The following is a 19,932-nucleotide window of genomic DNA, read 5'->3' on the forward strand; positions in this document are numbered from 1 at the left end:
AATTGAAAACCAATGGGAGAGAAAAATTCAGGTAACATCGTCCTGATCTCCAAAAAATATACGGAAAACGGCGAGGGCGTGCGCTGGAACAGCAGTGCTGAAACCACGCTCAACGCCGCCAAACACGTAAAAATGCACGGCCAGGAGTCCGGTGTGCGCTTCGGTACCTACGAAGCCACGCAGAAAAACACGCTGCTGGTGAAAAAAGTAGAAGGCCCTTTTGACGAAGACGGTAAACTGGTCACCATTATGTACAAAGAAAAATGGTACACCTTTAAAGCGTCACAATTCAGCCGCAAGCCTACTGATAAAGAGCTGCAACAAGTGCAGTGGTCGAAGCAACTGGACGAGCAGCCTATTGCATATATCCACACCGGAGGGACCGTCAAAGACGGAGCCGTGTATATCCAGTATAAAGTCAACGCACATACGCAGGTGCAGCAGACGAAGATATTTGCCTATTTCCAGCGGCCAACGAAAACGGTGAGTGTAGGCGCCACCGTTAAAGAGACGGAGCCGGTGATATTGTTTGTGAACGGATATTGGAACAAAGACGTGCCATATGCCGGAGCAGATGCCGGCCAGGAATACTGGGGCAGAGGATTCCGGGCAGCCGCAAAAAAATACTTCACCGCGCAGAAAGAACTTTTTATCAACGGGTCCAATACCATGTTTTCTTCCGGAAAGTTGCGTTTCAACGAAGGGAGAAAGCTTGCCCTCGAGCGATTTAATAATCCGAAGTCTAATTTTTACCAGGCTGTTTTTAAAGAGAAAGGAGGCGACGACCAGTTCCTGACGCCTGTGTGTGTGGTGTCGCATAGTATGGGCGCCGCTTACGCAGAAGGCATTGTGAGCGTGTTAAAAGAAAAAGGCGTGCCTGTAAAAAAGGTGGCGCACTTCTCTCCGGCCGATGCCAGCGACTTTTCTGTTAATATTCCCGCCCGCACCTTCCAGATCGATATCAGCGTAGATCCTGTACTGACATTTAAAAATATGAACGACAGCCTTTTTATAAAAGGCATCGTGCTGGCAGGCCAGGTAGAGAATCCTGCTAAGGATGTCTACGGACATATGTACACGAAAACAGCGGCGTACGTATGGGACTGGCTGGAAGACCTGGAAACGATACAGCTCAGCTATACCGGAATGGTGGAGGTGACGGAAGCGGTGCCCAGCCTGGGGGGGGGTGGCATGGCTACTATACGCGAAAAAAAGAAACAGTATCATGCCTCCAATAATAAGAAAGGCACCCAATTTCGGATATTGAAGACAAAAGATGGCCGATATAAACACTTTCAGGGAAATGATTATGTAAATTGGTAACTTATTGATTCATATCTGGTTTTAAAAAAGAAAGTATAATGGCCCTCCGCAAAAAGCACAAAATACTGATTTTCGTTTCCGTCCTCATTGTGGCAATTGTCGGCGTTTTATATTATTATGGTTTTGCTATTGTGTTGTGGATGTTTACGCCGCCGGTAAGTAAGTTGCAGCCTAAAGAAAAACAATATATTGATTCGCTGCGTACTGTTTATAACTGTCGGTCTATTTGGCGGGAACCCAAGTACTTCATGAATGATACTTCCAAAAAAGATGAATATTTCATTATCATGACGTTTGCTAAAAGCCCGGCAGGGCTGGAAACAGATAGTCTCCAACAAGACAGTCTCAGGCGGGAAGCATTTAAAATCGCCCATCACGCCTATTTCGATATAATGGATAAAAACCCCAAGTTTCCCGGGTATGGTGTGAGTTTTTCTTATGGTGACCTCATGAGGAGTTACGATTTCGAATTCAAAACCGGAGAACTGGAAGATACTTCCAACAACCATATCGGTCATTAATGCTGTAAAAAAGTATGGCCTTCTTCTCTTTTAAAAAACCATTGGCTGATAGCCCTGGCTGGCAATTAACGCCGGCCCAGCCTCCCTGTATCCATGCCGTTACCATTGTCTTTGAAACAGCGCAGCCGCAGACGGTCCGGTACAATGCCACTGTACAGCGGATGAGCAACCCTAAAGACACCTCGCAGGTTTTTTTCAGTATCACGCGAACGGACGTACTTATCAACGGTTCACCGGCAGATGATTACCTGGCCGGAGACCTGGCCGCCCAATGTGGCAGCGTAGTGTATCCGCTGCAGGTGAAACTGGAGCATGGCGGCCGTATCGCCGCTGTGGCCAATTACAAGGAGATACTGCAACGATGGACCGTCAAAAAGGAAAAGCTGGAACAGTATTACACCGGGGAGATAGCGGAGTCTTATATACAACATACAGATGCCACGCTGCGCGATGCGGAAGCTTTTCGGAAAACCTTGTCCGGCGACATTTTCCTGGGCATGTATTTTCCCTTGTTGTTTGCCAACTATAAAACACAACGGGAGATGGAATATCCTGTGGTCCCTTTCTCCGCGCCGGTGACATTCGATATTCAACAGGAAAGAACGCCTTTCGGCAGTATACCGGATGTAATTACACAGAAAGGTATTTTGTCGGCCGGAGCATCGCCGGCATATAGCCGCGGCCTGGTCGATGTGACCTGTACCCTGACACCTACCCGTAATTATGTGCAGCAGTTAAAAGGGAAATGGGAGATCAACGAAGGTACCCAACAACATCAGATATCTGTCAGTATTGTTTGTCTGGAAGAGCATACTGTCAACAAGAAATAAAATTGTTTGTAATTAATCAGGTAGTAACATGGCTGATAAACATTTTGTAGTGCAGGGAGCCACCTGTCGTTGTAAGTTTGGAAGCTCCATTGACAAATTGAAGGTGACTGGTAATGAAAAGGATTATATCAATGACAACGATGGTAATTCGAAACCTATTGCCAGCACCAAAGACCTGGGAAAACCTTTTGAGGCGGGGACCTTCGGTAACTGCTCTATCACCAAAGGGGCTTGCAGTCCCGGTGTTACTGCATGGAAAGATTTTTACGAAAAAGTAACCCTTACCAATGGCGGTAAAATCCTGACGGAAAGCAGTACCGCTGCCTGTGCCACCGGCGGCCCCGGTTCCATCACCATTGAACATCACGGACAGCAGGCTGCTGTATCACAGGCGCATTTCGACAAGGTGGAGGTAGAGAGCCTTTCTGTGCTGAACCCGATGGCGCCCAAACCTGATACCAAAAAAGAAAAGCCGCAGGTAAAACAGATCAAGGTAAAATTAGATAAGCGTATACCGCCTGAACTGATGAGCGCTTCCGGGAAATCGGCCCCGGTGCCGGTGTTGCGCACCAGGCCTAATGAATCGCTGAAATTTGAAGTAGTCAGTTACTATAACGCCGCCAAGGCGGATAAAGATAAAGTAGGATGGAAAGTGAGCGGCGGCAGTGCCCAGGTGTTTGAAGAAATAGGCCCTTCGTTCAACATGAACTTCGATGAAACCGGCAGCTATCGTGTGATGGCTTTCGGCAATCCTGAGGCGCAGGATGATGTACGTTGTGCCATTGACGTGTCTGTGGTGCATAACCAGCTGGCAGAGGAACTGGAGCTGGGTGCGGGCATGGGCCGTGTTATTCCCGGTTTGCCGGGAAAAAATGCCAAACCGGAGCAATACCGTGTGCGTAGGGGCGTCCCTGTTACTGTCAGCGCGAAGTATGAGATGTCTCCGGCCACGGATGAAGAGAAAAAACGTGTATTCATGAAGGTGACTGATGCGGCCGGCAATACCATTGCAGGCCCCACAGACCCCGGTACGGATACAATTACCTTTACGCCGGCCAATACCGCCGCTACCTATACCGTGACGGCCACTATGCTGCCTGCCACGGAAGAAGGGTCTCCGCAGGAAGTCAGCAAGGAGATGGTATCTGAAGCCAATAGCGTGGTGAGCGTCACCAACGATCAGGGCACGCATGTGGTGCGCCCCGGCACGACCATGAGTTTTAAAGTAAGTAAGATGTCTTACGCCACGCCGGCGCAGGACTTTGAACAGGCGGCCATCAAATGGCAGCTCAATGGCAAGGAGGTGGGAAGCGGTGCATCGCTGTCGCTGGACGGCAACACTTATTTTGCCGCTCCCGGCAGTTATGTGGTGGAGGCATATGTATCCCATGCCGATGCGTGGGACAGTAAGAAGGGCAAGCCCAGCGCAGGCGCTGCCAAATCGGAAGATGACTGGTGTTTTGACGTAAAACACAACGAAATAACAGCTATCCGCGTTAAAAACGGGGATACCCAGTGGGTGGTAGGTAAGCGCTATACGTTGACCGCCGATTTGCTGATGCCCTATGACCAGGCGAAGGACGGGCCCATTACCTGGGCTCCTGCCGGAGGAGACGGCGCTACTCGTGACGGCATCTACGCACCTGCTAAAGGCAAGTTCGTGGTAACGGCCCAACTGCGGGGATCTTCCAAGAAGCTCGATATCAATGCCGACCTCGCGGAGGTGACCCGTTGGTGTTTTACGGACGCGGAGGACAAGTATAAAGCGAAGGCCGGATGGAATGAAACCATCAAGGCGCTGATCGTCAGTCCTCAGTCTGCCGGCGTATCGGTGAACCTGCATGTACTGGAATCCGACGGAGGAGATGATTTTAACTATATCAAGGACCTGGGCAACGTCGCTTTCGACGCTAAAGGAGAAGCCCGGCTGGATGTTAAAACCAACGACCTGAAGGAAAAACTGCAGGCATTATGGTGGCAGGGCGATTATTACAAAGTCCTCTTTGGTGTACTGCAAAAGCCCGACGGGATACAGTTCCAGGGGATGAAAACGATTGTCTCCGATGGAAAGAAGTTCTGGTTCCCGGTGAAGCCCAGCCGTCTCACCGATAATGAAAAAGGTAATTTTATTTATATCAACAAAAAACCGGAGATCGTTAGTGTGTCTTTCTTTGACAGTACCAACTATCCGGCGTACAAAGTTTACCCCTACGGAGAGAAAATAAGGATCCATATACAAACCAAAAACCTGGCGGGGGAAGAACTGATATTCCAGTTGTGGGAAAACAGGTACAAGGCAGAAGATAAACTGGTGCAGCAATCTAAGTTCAAGGTGAAAGACAATGAAACGCTGCCTATTGACCTGGATACAGCTAAATTGAAGTCAGGCGTGGCTGCACTGGATAATATGCTGCGTAATTTCTACGTGGTGCTGCGGCATGAAAAAAGCAAGGACAATGAAACGATAGTCAATTATATGTTTCCCGAAAAGGTGGCCGATGCCAATGCGTACAACCCGGGCGATGTGAATTTCTACCACCACATCAAACTGTCCGCCTTGCTGGCAGATAAACTGAACGATGCTGCCAGGCCCATAGCCCCGGCGGTGCTCGGGGAACCCATGGAAAGGGCCGTCACAGAGTGTCTCTGCAAAAAATATGACCTGGTATGGGGAAATAAAGTGAGCTGCGAATTCCGGAAGAAAGTAGTGCAGATTGCGGCCAAACTGGGCCTGCCAACCAAAGACAATGAAGGTGCTAACTGGCTGATGACGGTCATGGCACTGGAAACGGGCAGGACTTTCAGCCCTACCTGCGGTACCTTTGCCAAACATAAAGATGACTCCAAAAACGGTTACGTGGGATTGGTGCAAATCGGTAAAGCGGCCGCCCAGGACCTTGGCGTGCTGCGTTCTGAGCTCATCAAGCTGACCGCAGAGCAGCAGCTCGATTATGTGGAAAAATTTCTTACTAAAAATAAAAGCAAGTTCAAATCCAAAACGGACCTCTACCTGGCCATCAACTATCCGGCTGCCTGCGGTCACGGTGATGAACCTGATTATGTGGTGTATGACAGCAGCAATGCCGCTTATGACGATAACCCGTTATTCAAACGGGAACCTACTGAGTACTGGATAGATAAAAAGGGAAAGAAACATTATTATACCGGTCAGCAAGGCTCCTCCAAAGTGTGGGAATTTGAAGCAGCGATCAATGATATTTATAATGAAGGAAAGGCGCAAAAGGCTACAGACTTCAGTTGCCAGCAGAAGGCCAGTGCTTTTGAGGCCAAAGAGATCGTTACCTACCATATCTTTGCAGATGGCCGTCTGGAAAGGCATGTGCCCAAAGAGATCAAGGAGGAGTACAAGAAAAAGTACAAATATGTTTACCATGATAAAAATTCCAAGGAACATATTCTGGGATTATTTAACTTTAAAACCATTGACAATAATTACGGCGCCAATTACGGCGGTGCCACCGTTGATCTGATAGATATCAGGGAGTTGAAGGATTATGCCAGCGGTGATGTGAAATTCAAGTTAACGTTGAACACCGTACGTAATTTTGTGAATGATAAAACCCTCGGCAGCCTGCTGGGCGCTTTGCTGGAATGCGGTTATGAAGATTATACCTTCAACGGGTTTAGTCATGCAGATGGCAGCTCCGCACCCAGCGTATCACATAAAAACGGCTACAATGGCGACTTGCGTTATCTTCGTACCGATAAGGCCATTGCCAGGCTGAACCTGTTTTCTGATTCCGAAACAGAAGGCTGGAAAGCACTGGATACAGACAGGCAAACCAAATTTAATGACGCATTGTACAAATTTGGCTGGAAGAGCATGTTGTCGCAGACATATAACGAGGACAAAATTTTGAATCATTGTTCTCCCGACCCGGACGGGCATCATAATGACCACTTACACGTACAAGAGTACAGCCCTAATTATAAAGAAGTAAAAGAATGAGAAAGTTACTATCGTTATTAATTCTCCTGTATGCCTGCAACGGAGCGGTGCAAAATAAAGCAGCTGCTGACAGTACGGTAACATCCGTTAGGACCGACAGCGCAGCTGTTGTGGCGGCTCCTGCCACTAAACAACTAAAAGTGGAAGTGGCGGGCATTACCCAACAGGAGTTTGATCAATATAAGAGCGCCTACCATAGTCAGATAGAACGTGATTCACTGAAGTTCCCCGTGGTAAATGGCCAGATCACCATTACCACAGATGGCGGAAAGGTGGTGTTAAAAAACAACCCGGGCGTGCCACATGATGAAGACCGCCTGGATTACCATTATGCCGGATATCTGCAACCATTGAACAGATACCTGGTGCAAGTGAACGGGTATGAATACGGTTATTGTCTCGCCATAGATAAAGCCACCGGAAAGCAGGACACGCTGAGCGATATGCCGGTAATATCGCCGGATGGCAAATTGATATTATGCAGTAAGTCCAATCCATATGAGGAGTATGAGCATATTCCTCCACCAACGCAGGATATCACCATCTATACAGTTGAAAACAACGTCATTAAAAAAGCTTTTCTGCAGCCTTACCGCTGGCTGGAAAAGGAACTGTACTGGAAAGACAATCATACCGTTTATGTTAAATCCACCCGCGGCGAAGCGGAGAATGCCCCTGTGGATTATCTGCAGTTGGTAATAACAACCGGAACAGATACACGTCCGGCAGCCGCTGCGGCTGTCAGCGCCGCCTGGAAAGGCACTTATTCAACGGTACTGAACAAGGACAGCAAAGATTCCAGGGACCATATCAATGTGGAACTTAAAGTGGATGGCGATTCTGTGATCTATACAGAAAGCGGTTTTCAGGTATACAGTAAATACGCACTTACCGGCACTGAAAAAGATGGTATGCTGTCATTCGCCTTTAAAAAAGTACTGGATGGCGGAAGTGCCGTGCTGGAAAAGGAAAACCGGTTTGGGTACGTACGGAAAGAAAACGGAAAATACGTTTTGGAGTGCCCTTATCTGGATGTAAGGACAGGCGCCACGAAAAAGGAGATTTATCCATTGGATAAGAAGTAGCAGACATACGGATAAAATATTTGTGAGAGTAATAGCATGTAAATATTCCTTATATTCACTCTATTCCTTTCAATCAAAATAACTATCTTTTATGTTACCCTATAATGCCATCTTCAAAACGCTACTGCTGTTTGTTTTCAGTGTACCGCTGTGTTCATTTGCGCAGCAACGTGATACCATCAGATACTCTCTCATTTTAACTGGAAATATCAAAGGTGAAAAAAAGGTGATTGAAACGTCGCCCGGAACGTTTGAAACCTGGTACCATTACAATGACCGCGGCAGGGGTGACAGCCTGCATACTATCTATCGCCAGGATAATGAGGGTTTCCCTACCTACGTGCGTGCGGTCGGAAAAGACTATTATAAAAAGCCGATATCGGAAGACTTCCTGCTGGCAGACGGTGTGGCCAAATGGAAAAACACCGCTGAAAATGAAACCCAGGCAGTCTCCGGGAAGGCCTTCTATGTCTGCCTCAATGGTGAGAGCGGAAATATTATCAAGGCGATGAAAGCCAATCAAAACAAAGTTAAATTACTGCCCTTTGGGGAAGCCTCGATGGAAGTGGTGTTACAACATAAAGCGGGCGACAGGCAACTGCAGCTTTGTAAAATTTCAGGACTGTCTTATACGCCGGAATATATCTGGGCGGACGACCACGACGAAACATTTGGATATATAGGGGATTGGTTTGCGATGGTCCCTAAGGGTTATGAAACATATGTAAAGGAGCTGTTGGCAGAACAGAAAAAAATTGAGCGGCAGCAGGACAACCGGCTGGCCAAAGAGATACCGGAGAAAGTGGCGGGAAATATTCTGATACGCAACGTGACGCTTTTTGATGCGGAAAAAGCCCGGCTGCTGCCACGTACAGATGTGCTGATAAGGGAAGGAAAGATCAGGGAAGTATCAGTAGGAAAAGCTATTAAGGCAAAAGCCGACAGGATCGTGGATGGCAGCGGGCAAACATTGCTGCCCGGTTTCTGGGACATGCACGTACATCTCGGCGACGGTCCTGAAGGCATTATGCACGTTGCTGCCGGCGTAACCCACGTGCGCGACATGGGCAACGATACCACCCTGTTGGACCTCAGAAAAGAAATTGACAACGGTGAACTGATAGGCCCACACCTGGAAGTCATCAGCGGACTGATTGACGGCGCTGGTCCGATGGCGGCACCTACGGGTATATTGATCAATAATGTTGAAGAAGGCAAACGGTTTATCCGCATGTTTGCCGACAAGGGGTATGACCAGATCAAGTTTTACAGTTCCATTAAGCCGGAATGGCTGAAGCCATTGATAGCGGAAGCAAAGAAGTACCATATGCGTGTATGTGGTCATATCCCTGCTTTTATGACGGCAGCAAAGGCCATAGATGCCGGCTATGATGAAGTGACGCATATGAACATGCTTCTGCTCAACTTCTTCGGTGATACCATCGACACCCGTACGCCGCAACGGTTTGCTATCCCAGCGCAAAGGGCGGCGTCATTGGATTTGAACAGCCCGCAGGTGAAACAGTTCATCGCCCTGATGAAAGCCCGCAATATCGCCTCTGACCCCACACTGGTGGCATTTGAGCCAATGTTGACCGGCAGGGAGGGCGTACTGGAAGAAAAAAATAAAGACATCATCACTCATTTCCCGTTGCAGGTGCAACGAAGCATGCGCGCAGGAGGCCAGGGCATACCTGTTCCACCGGGCATGGACTCCACTTATATTCGGTCCTTCGCCGCCTTTTTGAAGCTGACGAAGCTGTTGTATGACAACGGCATCCGGATTGTTGCCGGTACAGACGGTACGGCGGGATTTGACTACCAGCGGGAGCTGGAACTGTATGTGAAAGCAGGTATTCCGGCTGAGAAGGTATTACAGCTGGCCACCTTCGGCACGGCGGTATACACCGGGAAAAGTAAAGACCTGGGAAGCATTAAAGCGGGGAAAACAGCAGACATGGTACTTGTGGCCGGAGACCCGGTGAAGAATATCAGTAATGTCCGGAAAACGAAACTTGTTATCAAGAACGGCGTGATCTACGATCCTGCTAAGTTGTACAAAGCCATTTCGGTGGTGCCGTTTTAGTGTATGTTAAGGATACTTTTTTTCACCCCAAAAAAATATCTGAATGAAAAAGCTATTTTCAACTTCAACCAGAATCATCGCAATTATAGCGCTGAGCGCTATAGTATTTGCATCTTGTCAGAAAAGTATGATCAAACCGGAAGATGGCGCCACCACTAAAAAGCTGCCGGACGAAAAACCCGCTGCCGCTTTGACAGCGGGCACCATTAACTTCAGCGGCTATACGTGGACAGTGCGTGCTACTTCCTCCGGCACCCAGGGCCCGGGCCCTAACTACTGGAACAGCAATAATGCGTGGCTGGACGCAAATGGCTACCTTCACCTTAAAATGCAGAAGGATGCGCAGGGACGCTGGAGCTGCGCTGAGGTGACCAGCAACAACAACTTTGGTTATGGTACCTACCAGTGGAAAGTTGAATGTGATCTGAATATTATTGACAGGAACATCGTACTGGGACTGTTTAACTACTCCGGACAAGATGGTTACGATGAACAGGATGTGGAACTTTCCCGGTGGGGTAACCCCTCTGCCGGACAGTTCAATTATACTGTCTATCCGGCACAATCCGGTGTACGTTATAAAAATGTTCACTGGGAATCGCCTAATATTACAATGAACGGTACCTACACTACGCACCGGTTCACGCGTTACAGGACAGATAGCATCGTGTATGAAAGCCAGTTCGGGCATTACGATGCGGGCAGCACTATTGCCAGGAAAAAGTTCACGTCTTCAGATATTAAGCTGTCGGCACTGAATATGCCCATACTCATGAACCTTTGGTTGATGAATGGTACTGCACCTGTCAATGGCCAGTCATATGAAGTGATCATTCACGAATTTAAATTCACCCCTCTGCCCTGACGGTAATACACTAGAAACATAGAGGGACGTCTCAAACAAATGAGACGTCCCTTGTTTATTTTTAAGGCTTCAGCATCCACATCACGTCATTTCGGGTGTCAGATCCGCCAAACTGCCGTTTCAGTGCCTCTTGCAGGTTGGCCTTGTTGTTCTGGTATTCCGATTGAGAGTAGGTGAACCGTACCGGTATTTTTCCGCCGTTCTGGTTAGACGGGCCCACGGAAAATACGGGAACGCCTGTACGACGATAATTGTAATATGCCTGCCATCCGGCGTTGTTGAAGAAGGCCACATATTTCTGTGTGAGTATCTGCTTCAGGCCTGCGTCGGTGTTGCCGGCATATTGCAGGAGCGGTTGCGCGAGGAACGTGGCGATATCTGCGTCGCTGACGCCATAGAACTTCATAGAGGCGGTGATACCGTCTTTGTAGTGCTGTGCGGCGTCGCCGCCAATCCAGCCGCGGTTGATGGCTTCTGCGATCAGGAAATGTGTTTCCGCCGCGCCCAGCTGGATGTTGGGCACACCGGCCGGACTGCTCAGCCAGTAGCTGACATTAAATGTGCTGTATTTGCCTTTGTTGATATCGATATAGATCTGGTCCTGACGATCGCCGGTATTGGCGCCTTTGTAGCGGGCAAACGGATTGCCGGGGACAGCAGGCAGTGAATCTGCCGGAGCGGCCACAATGAACACACGCGGGTCGCGCAGCGAATCGAGGATGTTGATATAAGTGCTGCCGAGCGCGTTTCTTTTGGCAGACAGGATGCCCACTTCCATAGGGTATAACGGATAGTTGTTGCTTTTCTGCGTGGCGTTATAGTTCATCTGCAGATTGTCCGCGTTGTCCAGTATCAGCGGATATTTCTCCGGGTTGCTGATGATACGGTTAAAGCGCCCTTTCAGGTCGAGGGAGGGATCGTTTTCTTTAACGCTCAGGTTCATCAGCTCACGCAGATAGCAGGTGTTGATGGCCTTTCTCCATTTCAGCAGGTTGCCGGCATAGAAGATGTCACCGTCGACAGTGGCTTTGGCATTGCGTTGGGTGATGGCGGCAAGGGAGTCGTTGGCTTCTTCCATCCATTTGAAACATTGCAGGAACACATCTTTCTGCGCATCATAGCGCGGCGCGTAAATGCCGTCGGTAGCGCCTTTGATGGCCTCCGACATAGGGATGTCGCCCATCTGCGAGGTCATGGACAGGAAGTAGAAGGTGCGGATGAACTTATTAACGGCATAATAAGGTGCTGCCAGCGCGGGGCCCTGTTTGGCGGCTTCAATGTCCAGCTGTGCGGCGTTGCGGAGACTGCCATAGTAGCTGGAACCGCCGTCCCAGGCGTAGTCCTGGCTACCGTAGTAGTCGTGGCCGAGTACCAGGAACTGATTGCTCATATGGGTGTAGTTCCATGGACTGTTGCTCATATCGCCGCTGAGGTCACTGCCGGAGCTGAACCCACTTTTAGCGGACCCCTGTCCGCCGATCATATCCATTTCAAGCCCTGTCAGCAGTAGTTTGGGAGTACCTACCACAGACACGTTGGGGTTTACCCGCAGGTCGTCAAAGTTTTTACAGCCTGTCATGGCCAGCGGCAGCAGGCAGGCGGTGAGTATATTTCTGGTTGTACGGTTCATGTCTGATTTTTTAGAAAACAAGGTTAATGTTGAAACCTACGCTACGGGTGGAAGGCATTTCCAGTCCTGCGTTCTGGTCTATCCATTGGTCTACGTCGATATCTCTTACACCTTTATGTGCCAGATAGTACAGGTTTCGGCCCACAACAGAGATGCTGGCCCTATTGATGATTTTGGCCTGTTTCAGCAGGGAGGATGGCAGATTGTAGGTCAGCACCACTTCCCGTATTTTCAGGTAGGAGCGGTCGTACAGGTTGGTAATGGCATTGCCATAGTAGTTTTTAGACCATGTTTGCCAGAGCACCGGTGTGGTGTTGGGAGCAAACTTGCGGGTATCGGAAATTACATTGCCGTCACCGTCTACCTGCAGGGAGCCACCGGTCACCTGCATGCCATCCGGTACGTAGGTGCCTTTATAACCGGCAGTGTTGCGGTTGTCCCAGTCGGCCTGGCGGTATTGGTTGGCGGACAGCGGATGGTTGCCGCCTTGCCACATTTTCTGATCGAGGTAGTTGATGATCTTACCACCATAGCGGCCATCCACCTGTATTCTCAGGGAGAGATTTTTATAGGAGAAGGTGTTGATGATGCTGGCTACCCATTTGTCGTTGGCATATCCCACCTTGGAGACATAGGAATTGGAACGTGGCTGACCGTTGGAACCCAATACCAGTTTGCCGTCGGGCGTACGCTGGAAATCGGTCATAAAAATCTGGTCCATACGTTCGCCGATTTTTACACGATTGTATACATTGAGCGTGTCGTATACTTTGTTGAGATATTTCTGGAAAGTAGACCAGTTGACGAGCACGTCCCAGTTGAAGCCGCCCGCAGAGCGTACAGGCGATGCGTTTAGTGATATCTCGATGCCTTTGCGCATGGTCACCAGTCCGTTCATCTGACGGGTTTTGAAGCCGGAGCCTTCGGAGATGGCCGGGTAGAATATCTGCGGGCCGTCCAGTGTTTTGTAAACGGACAGGTCGAGACCGAGGCGGTTATTGAGCAGGCGGATATCCGTACCTACTTCATATGATTTACTGAATGCCGGTTTGATATTGGGATTGTAGAGAATATCCCCGAATACTTCAGCAGGATTGCCATCCCAGCGGCTGCCCACGGAATAGCTGGGATAGAGGTTGTATTTGGCGGTGCCGTCGTCGTTCACCATATCGCCGCCCACGTTGGCATAGGAGGCACGCAGTTTCCAGAAAGAAATGGCTTTCGGCAGGTGTAGGATGTCAGACATCACGGCGCTCAGGGACACGGACGGGTAGAAATAGGCGTTCTTGTTGGCCGGTAAAGTGCTGGACTGGTCCATACGGCCGGTCATCCCCAGAAAAAGATAATCACGGAAAGAGAAATCCACGGAGGCGTAGGCGCTCTTCACCTGGCGGCTGTTTTTGGTAGAAGTGGCGCCTGGCGGGTCTACGCTGTTGTCTACTGTCCACAGCTGCGGCAGCAGCAAACCGTTGTTCGTATGTGCATACAGGCGGCTGTATTTCACAGTGCGGAGGTTACCGCCTGCAGAGGCTTTCAGATCGAAGGCCTTACCGATTTTATTGTTGTAGCTCAACAGCACGTCGGTATTGTTGTCCCAGTACGTTTCGCCCGATTCATTGTAGCCGCCTTTGATGAAATAGCCGCCATCGCCGGAACGGTACGATCCGGAGATAGGGTAACGTTTGTTTTCCGAAAGATCATAGGAGCTGACGTTGGTACGGAAGTAGCCGCTCCAGTGGTCGTCGAAGGTGTAGTTCAGTTTGATGTGGCCGTACAGGTCATTTTTGTAATAACCATGCAATGCTTCGTATGCGGTGAGGTACGGGTTGGTATACTGGTACGATTCAAAGTTGCGTTGTTGTATTCCTTCTTTGCCTGGCATCCAGTAGTTTTTGAGATCGCGGATGTCATAGTCGGCGCCGCTCCACAGCATCAGCGTGTAGATAGGGCTGGACGGCTGATAGGTGGCATCGGGATAGTTGGGCGTATACTGTTTATCGTAGTTGATGGCGGTAGACAGTGTCATTTTTTTATTGACGTTCAATGTACCGGAGAAGTTCACGTTGGTGCCACCCAGTTTGGTGTTGGGCACGGCGCCTTTCTGGTACAGTTGCGTTACCGACATACGTATATTGCCTTTGTCATTATTGGCAGAGATAGCGATGTTATTGGATGACAGCAGACCGTTACGCAGGAAGTTGCGGAGGTTGTCATGGCCGCGGCGCTGCCACGGGATAGGCACTAATTTGCCGGTTTGCGGGTTTATCGGGCTGTTATATTGGGTAATGAGCTGGCCTTCAAATTTAGGGCCCCAGATGTCGTAGTCGGCGTCATTGGTACCGCCGCCCATGCCATCTACATATTCATACTGGAAGTTGGAGCCGGGGCCATACTCTTCCTGTTTGGTGGGTATGGCGAGGAACCCCATCTGGAATTGAGTGCTGGAGTTCAATTCCACAGAGATGCCTCTTTTATCAGTGGTGCCTTTTTTAGTGGTGATGAGGATAGCGCCGTTCTGTCCCTGGGAACCGTAGAGCGCTGCGGCGTTAGGGCCTTTCAGCACGCTGTAGGACTCGATATCATCAGCGCTGAGGTTCCATGAGTCGGAGTTGATGGGCACACCGTCTACTACGATCAGTGGTTTCACGCCTCTCAGATAGATGCCCGGGTTTTGAAATAAGCGTGTAGGCGTGGTGATGACAAGTCCGGACACTTTTCCGGCGAGGGAGTTGACGGCATTGGGCTCGCGGGCTTTCACGGCTGTTTCGCCTTTTACTTCCTGCACTGCGTAGCCGAGGGCTTTTTTCTCTTTTTTGATGCCAAGGGCCGTTACCACTACTTCGTCCAGTTTTTTCTGGTCGGTCTGTAATTGCACATGTACGGTGGCGCTGCCTTTAACGGCTACTTCGCGTGGCTCATAGCCGATGAAGCTGATGAGCAGCACGGCATTTTTGTCGCTTACCGCGAGGCGGAAACGGCCGTTTTCATCGGTGCTGGTACCGTTGTGGGTGCCTTTTTCCAGTATGGTAACACCGGGCAGGCCGTTGGTGCCATCAGTCACATTTCCGGTGATGACAAATTTTTCCTGTGTGGTGCTGCTGCTGTTACTATTGCTGCCGGTAGTTTTGGCGTTGCGTGTGGAGATGATCACCTGGTCGCCTTTGATGGTGTACTCAAACCGGTCGGTGGGGAACAGCTTGGTCAGCACCTCTTTCAGCGGTTGTGCATCGATGTTGAGGTTGATTTCCCGGGGCGGGAGCATACTGACATCATAGGCAAAGGAGAGACGCGTTTGTTTTTCGATCTGTGAAATCACTTCCGCCATGCTGGCCCTGGTCATATGTAGTGACACCCTTGGATTTTCGGGGTCCTGTTGGCGGGTGGTGGCGCCGGCGTATGCCAGTTGGTTCCATGCCAGCAGGGAGCCGGTCAGTAACAGGCAAAGGAGTTTCCTGCCTCCGCGGCGGCGCGGTTGCATGCTTAGTAGCACTCTTTTCATTAGAGCTATTTTTTTAAGTGAATAAGGTCCCACCGGATGCTTTTTCAGCACATCCGCAGTGGTTTGGAATGACGATTAAAATGGTTGCTGTTTGTTGATGCCGGATAGCAGGAATTTGTTCACTGTTCGTTGCTTCGGCTGTAATTTTGGTTGCGTTTTTTACTGATGGAATTCAAGTGTTTTATGCTTTTTGGTAATGTTGACATTTAATGCTTTTCCGATTACGTCCAGTACTTCGTCCAGTGGTTTATTGTTAAAAGTGGCCTGCAGCACTTTATGTGACACTACGCTGTCTGTCACCACCACGTCCAGCTGATAATAGTTGGCCAGTACGACGGCCACTTCGCTGAGTGGCATTTGGTGGAACACGAGGCGGTTGGTTTTCCAGGCCAGCACATTGTCGCTGGAGGTGGCTACCGGTTTGATGTCCGGGGTTTTGTCCGATGTGGTGGCCTGTGCGCCGGCGTGCAGCAGCATGCTTTTACCGCTTTTATTTTCCGCTTTCACGCTGCCGCTGGTGACGAAGATGTCCACCTGCCCGTTGGCCAACCGGTGTACATTAAAGGCTGTCCCCAGTACTTTAATGTCTACTGCTGCAGCATGTACGGTAAACGGATTGTTCTGTTGCGGCGCTACTTCAAAATAGGCTTCTCCACTCTCCAGCATCAGTTCCCTGCTGCCCTGGCCGTAATTGCGTGCATAACGCAGGGTGGTGTTGGCATTGAGGAATACGCGTGAGCCGTCTGGCAGCAACAGGCTGTCTTTGGCGTTGGTGGTGGCCAACGTTTTCCAGGTGTTGTGCTGCCACCAGTTGTAGGATAATAGTCCCGCCACCAGGATGGCCGCGGCCCAGCCGGTACGGATTAACAAACGACGGATGTTGTTCCGGGGAGCGGGAGGCGCCTCATCCAACTGCGGTTGCAGCTGTTGCCAGCTATGCATACGCATCTCATCTGCTGCCGCTTTCATCTCCGGTGCCAGCTGCAGCGCATCGACCACCAATATGGTTTTCAACAGTTCGGGGTGCTGGCCCAAAAGGGCCTGTAACTCCTGTTCTTCCGCTTCGGAGGCTTCTCCGGACTGAATCCGGGCCACTAATTCCCAAATATTTTCAGGCAACATATCCTTGGTTCTGATAGCTCTCAAAAAGATGCCTCTGTGTATAAGGCAACCTGTTTATTCGAAAACCCCTAAAAGGGTGAAAAAAATTTTCAGTTGTTTTTAGGTACGGTCATATCATGCAGCTGCTCGTGCAGTTTTTTGAGGGCGATGGCCATCTGGGCTTCTACCGTTTTGACGGAGATGTCCAGTATCTCTGCCACTTCCCGGTACTTCAGTCCGTCTTCCCGGATCAGTTTAAAGACAAGGCGGCAACGGCCTGGCAGGGCATTGACGGCTTTCTCTATCTTCCTGACGGCTTCGGTGGAAAGATGTAACTGCTCGGGGGAAGGGGAAAACTGCAACAGCTCTGGCTGGATATCGTCCAGCGGATCGGTAGTGCTGCGTGCATTTTTTTTCAGATAGTTATACGCGGTATTTCTGGTCGCAGTATAGAGGTAAACGCTTACTTTTTCCACTGCCGGCAGGGTATGCCTGTTTTTCCAGGTCCAGAGCATGACGTCATTCACCACTTCTTCTGCCTGCTCCCGCGCACCCAGCAAGGTGCTGGCAAAGTGGAGAAGCCGGTTGGCATAGTGATGGTAAAAATTGGCAAAGACAGACTGATCACCCCCGACCTTCATCTTTTCCCATAACTCTTTTCCCCTGTCATCCGGGGCGTCACGATTTGGTTTTGGCATCTGGAACTCCATTTCACAAAGCCAAAATAGGGATTTTAGTTAAACAGGTGCCCTTTTTTTACCTGCCGGTGTACCGGAAGAACCTTTATTTATACCATTTGCCCCTGTTGCTCCCGTGCTACCTTTGATCATCAAAATGATCTCATATGAAAGTAAAAGAATTACGGCTCGTATTGACTGTTGATAACCTGGAAGAAATCATTCAATTCTATCGCGATACGGTGGGTCTGCCTGTTTCCAAGGCATGGGACGAGGAAACCGGCCGGGGAATAATCCTCGAAGCCGGCAGGGCATCGCTGGAACTGATTGATGCCAGGCATGCCGCCACTATCGACGCGCTTGAAGTGGGCCGCCGCGTAGCAGGACCTGTGCGCCTGGCCCTGAACGTGGGAAAAGATATTGAAACGGCCACGGCTACACTGGCGGCAGCAGGGGCGGAGGTGATAAGCCCTGTCACCACGGCGCCCTGGAGCCGGGTATCACGGTTGAAAGATCCTGCGGGCATGCAGCTCACCCTGTTCGAAAAATCGACGTTGTTGGAGGAATAACTGTATCTTGCGGCGTATATCCCTGACAGTATGCAAACAGCCCGTCATTTTATCATTGGAGATATCCATGGTTGCTTTGATGAGTTGATGATGTTGACCCGGAAAATAGGCCTTACGGCCGATGATATGTTAATCTCCCTGGGCGATATTGTGGACCGCGGCAATAAATCAAAAGAAGTATATCATTATTTCAGTAACAGGCCCCGTTCGGTGGTGTTGATGGGGAACCATGAACGTAAACACCTGAACGGGGTGCTCAACTATGCGCAGGACATCGTGAAACTGCAGCTGGGAGCGGAGTACCCGGCGTTCCTGGAATGGTCGGCGCAATTGCCCTATTATTACGAAACCCCCGAGGCCATCATTGTTCATGCGGCGATGGAAGACGGCGTACCGTTGTCAGCGCAGCGGGAAGATGTGCTGTGTGGCGCTACCGCCGGAGAAAAATATCTTGAAAAAAAATATCCCGAAGGAACTTACTGGTCGGACCATTACACCGGCGAAAAACCGGTCATCTACGGACATCACGTAGTGGGCGATCAAATCAAAATAGCGAACAATACCTACGGCATTGATACCGGTTGTTGTCATGGTGGTTACCTTACAGCGATAGAACTGCCTGGCTTTATTGTGCATCAGGTGAAATGTGAAACAGATTACTGGAAGACAGCGCAAAAGGAATGGCAGGTGCCGGTGTTGCAGGCGAGAGACTGGGCGGACATGGACTTTACCGCTATCCGGCGGCAGCTGGACAAACTGGCTTATATAGAAGAACCGGCAGCCAGACAGTACCTCGATCAGCTGCACCACGGCCTCGGCAGGCTGGAGGCGTTGTTCCCGGTGCTCAAAGAAAAGCTGGACGCTTTTGCCGCACGGCTGTTGGAGAATGGCCGGGAAGTGTTCAGCCGGGAGGCGAACAGTTATCCTTTCAAAACATATTTATTTAAAAGCAGTAATCATAACCTGAAAGTGGAAGACCTGCAGAAAAGCCTGCTCACGCCCCAAAAAATCAATCAGCTGGCAGCAGCATTGGGAGTGGCCCCTGTTGAATTTCCTCCTTTCATTAATACAATAAGATGAAATATATCGGCGCGTTGATGCTATTGTTAACGGGAATGCAGGTGCGGGCCCAGTTTGGTATCATCCAGGATAAGGACGGTTATACCAATGTAAGAGAGGGCGCAGGCATCTCCCGGAAAATAGCAGACAAGGTATTGAACGGCGAAATCGTATATGCATGGGAGCGGGAAGGGGACTGGTGTGACGTCAATTACCGCCGGAATGGTGAGATACAGGGTGGATTTGTACATAGCTCCCGTATTAAAATGCTGGAAGATGTTTTTGAGAAGATCAAAGTAAGACGGCAGGATGAGACGAACGCCGTGTTTCAGCAAGACTCGGTGACGGTGATGTTTACTACCAGGCCTTTTGTGGAAAAAGCCCATCAGATTGGCCGTGATAAGAGTGACAGTAACTATCCTATTGTGAATAAGATCGACGGCAAAGCGTTTTACGGCTGTGATGGCGGTCTGCCTACCCATGAATATAACACGTTCACCATACAAATCGGCAATCGCGCCGTAGTGGTACCGGACAAGGCTATACGTGACCTGTACCAGCCCAATCCTGAGCTGACCATCGTGTATTACGATCGTAAAAATGACCGGCTTTATATCACAGCCACCAACAGCGATGGGGCTGGCAGCTACGAAGTGTTGTTACAGTTCGATCGTGGTGTGTATACCAAAAGAGCTATCTTCTACGGATTTTAGTAGT

At 49.8% G+C, this 19,932-nt stretch carries 14 protein-coding genes; 10 read left to right on the forward strand and 4 right to left on the reverse strand.

What is annotated here, in order from left to right; translation table 11 throughout:
• The first annotated feature begins 12 nt into the window (after positions 1-12).
• The 7 genes from ACTJJS_RS01815 to ACTJJS_RS01845 all read left to right on the forward strand — a co-directional run bounded on the left by ACTJJS_RS01815 (position 13) and on the right by ACTJJS_RS01845 (position 10,680).
• Positions 13-1,323, forward strand: a complete 1,311-nt coding sequence (locus ACTJJS_RS01815) for a hypothetical protein (protein ID WP_440662168.1) — start codon at positions 13-15, stop codon at positions 1,321-1,323.
• Between the two features lie 38 nt (positions 1,324-1,361).
• On the forward strand, positions 1,362-1,844 hold the full coding sequence (locus ACTJJS_RS01820) for a hypothetical protein (protein ID WP_440662169.1): 483 nt from the start codon (positions 1,362-1,364) through the stop codon (positions 1,842-1,844).
• A gap of 14 nt (positions 1,845-1,858) precedes the next feature.
• The gene (locus tag ACTJJS_RS01825; protein WP_440662170.1) at positions 1,859-2,674 is read left to right on the forward strand and encodes a hypothetical protein; all 816 of its coding nucleotides are present in this window, start codon (positions 1,859-1,861) and stop codon (positions 2,672-2,674) included.
• 28 nt (positions 2,675-2,702) lie between these two features.
• Positions 2,703-6,644 (forward strand): DUF4280 domain-containing protein, encoded by a 3,942-nt coding sequence (locus tag ACTJJS_RS01830; protein WP_440662171.1) that lies wholly within the window; start codon positions 2,703-2,705, stop codon positions 6,642-6,644.
• Positions 6,641-7,729: a hypothetical protein gene (locus tag ACTJJS_RS01835; RefSeq protein ID WP_440662172.1), complete on the forward strand. Its 1,089-nt coding sequence runs from the start codon at positions 6,641-6,643 to the stop codon at positions 7,727-7,729. The genes ACTJJS_RS01830 and ACTJJS_RS01835 overlap by 4 nt, the downstream gene beginning before the upstream one ends.
• Before the next feature lie 91 nt (positions 7,730-7,820).
• Entirely contained in the window at positions 7,821-9,815 is a 1,995-nt protein-coding gene (locus ACTJJS_RS01840) for an amidohydrolase family protein (protein WP_440662173.1), read from the forward strand.
• A gap of 43 nt (positions 9,816-9,858) precedes the next feature.
• Positions 9,859-10,680 carry a glycoside hydrolase family 16 protein gene (locus ACTJJS_RS01845; RefSeq protein ID WP_440662174.1) on the forward strand — a complete coding sequence of 274 codons (822 nt, stop codon included), beginning with the start codon at positions 9,859-9,861 and terminating at the stop codon, positions 10,678-10,680.
• A gap of 61 nt (positions 10,681-10,741) precedes the next feature.
• On the opposite strand, the gene ACTJJS_RS01850 is transcribed toward ACTJJS_RS01845, so the two are convergent.
• The 4 genes from ACTJJS_RS01850 to ACTJJS_RS01865 form a co-directional block, all read right to left on the reverse strand.
• The gene (locus ACTJJS_RS01850; protein WP_440662175.1) at positions 10,742-12,310 is read right to left on the reverse strand and encodes a SusD/RagB family nutrient-binding outer membrane lipoprotein; all 1,569 of its coding nucleotides are present in this window, start codon (positions 12,308-12,310) and stop codon (positions 10,742-10,744) included.
• Positions 12,311-12,320: 10 nt separating this feature from the next.
• Complete coding sequence (locus ACTJJS_RS01855) at positions 12,321-15,809, reverse strand: SusC/RagA family TonB-linked outer membrane protein (protein ID WP_440662176.1); 3,489 nt, start codon at positions 15,807-15,809, stop codon at positions 12,321-12,323.
• 159 nt (positions 15,810-15,968) lie between these two features.
• Complete coding sequence (locus ACTJJS_RS01860) at positions 15,969-16,955, reverse strand: FecR family protein (protein ID WP_440662177.1); 987 nt, start codon at positions 16,953-16,955, stop codon at positions 15,969-15,971.
• Positions 16,956-17,020: 65 nt separating this feature from the next.
• Positions 17,021-17,608: an RNA polymerase sigma-70 factor gene (locus tag ACTJJS_RS01865; RefSeq protein ID WP_440662178.1), complete on the reverse strand. Its 588-nt coding sequence runs from the start codon at positions 17,606-17,608 to the stop codon at positions 17,021-17,023.
• Between the two features lie 146 nt (positions 17,609-17,754).
• Between ACTJJS_RS01865 and ACTJJS_RS01870 the strand changes: the two genes are divergently transcribed.
• From ACTJJS_RS01870 to ACTJJS_RS01880, 3 genes are read left to right on the forward strand one after another with little or no spacing between them, the layout of a single operon-like run.
• On the forward strand, positions 17,755-18,156 hold the full coding sequence (locus tag ACTJJS_RS01870) for a VOC family protein (RefSeq protein ID WP_168869566.1): 402 nt from the start codon (positions 17,755-17,757) through the stop codon (positions 18,154-18,156).
• Between the two features lie 30 nt (positions 18,157-18,186).
• Positions 18,187-19,236 carry a metallophosphoesterase gene (locus ACTJJS_RS01875; RefSeq protein ID WP_440662179.1) on the forward strand — a complete coding sequence of 350 codons (1,050 nt, stop codon included), beginning with the start codon at positions 18,187-18,189 and terminating at the stop codon, positions 19,234-19,236.
• A complete protein-coding gene (locus tag ACTJJS_RS01880; protein WP_440662180.1) occupies positions 19,233-19,928 on the forward strand; it encodes an SH3 domain-containing protein in 696 nt (231 codons plus the stop codon). Before ACTJJS_RS01875 ends, ACTJJS_RS01880 begins: the two co-directional genes overlap by 4 nt.
• The last annotated feature ends 4 nt before the right edge of the window (positions 19,929-19,932 follow it).

Source organism: Chitinophaga sp. 22308, assembly GCF_052045305.1.
GTDB lineage: Bacteria > Bacteroidota > Bacteroidia > Chitinophagales > Chitinophagaceae > Chitinophaga > Chitinophaga varians_A.

Coding starts and splice junctions, on each gene's coding strand:
- ACTJJS_RS01815 (WP_440662168.1), top strand. CDS start 13: ATGGGAGAGAAAAATTCAGGTAACATCGTCCTGATCTCCAAAAAATAT.
- ACTJJS_RS01870 (WP_168869566.1), top strand. CDS start 17,755: ATGAAAGTAAAAGAATTACGGCTCGTATTGACTGTTGATAACCTGGAA.
- ACTJJS_RS01880 (WP_440662180.1), top strand. CDS start 19,233: ATGAAATATATCGGCGCGTTGATGCTATTGTTAACGGGAATGCAGGTG.
- ACTJJS_RS01820 (WP_440662169.1), top strand. CDS start 1,362: ATGGCCCTCCGCAAAAAGCACAAAATACTGATTTTCGTTTCCGTCCTC.
- ACTJJS_RS01875 (WP_440662179.1), top strand. CDS start 18,187: ATGCAAACAGCCCGTCATTTTATCATTGGAGATATCCATGGTTGCTTT.
- ACTJJS_RS01825 (WP_440662170.1), top strand. CDS start 1,859: ATGGCCTTCTTCTCTTTTAAAAAACCATTGGCTGATAGCCCTGGCTGG.
- ACTJJS_RS01830 (WP_440662171.1), top strand. CDS start 2,703: ATGGCTGATAAACATTTTGTAGTGCAGGGAGCCACCTGTCGTTGTAAG.
- ACTJJS_RS01855 (WP_440662176.1), bottom strand. CDS start 15,809: ATGAAAAGAGTGCTACTAAGCATGCAACCGCGCCGCCGCGGAGGCAGG.
- ACTJJS_RS01850 (WP_440662175.1), bottom strand. CDS start 12,310: ATGAACCGTACAACCAGAAATATACTCACCGCCTGCCTGCTGCCGCTG.
- ACTJJS_RS01845 (WP_440662174.1), top strand. CDS start 9,859: ATGAAAAAGCTATTTTCAACTTCAACCAGAATCATCGCAATTATAGCG.
- ACTJJS_RS01840 (WP_440662173.1), top strand. CDS start 7,821: ATGTTACCCTATAATGCCATCTTCAAAACGCTACTGCTGTTTGTTTTC.
- ACTJJS_RS01865 (WP_440662178.1), bottom strand. CDS start 17,608: ATGCCAAAACCAAATCGTGACGCCCCGGATGACAGGGGAAAAGAGTTA.
- ACTJJS_RS01835 (WP_440662172.1), top strand. CDS start 6,641: ATGAGAAAGTTACTATCGTTATTAATTCTCCTGTATGCCTGCAACGGA.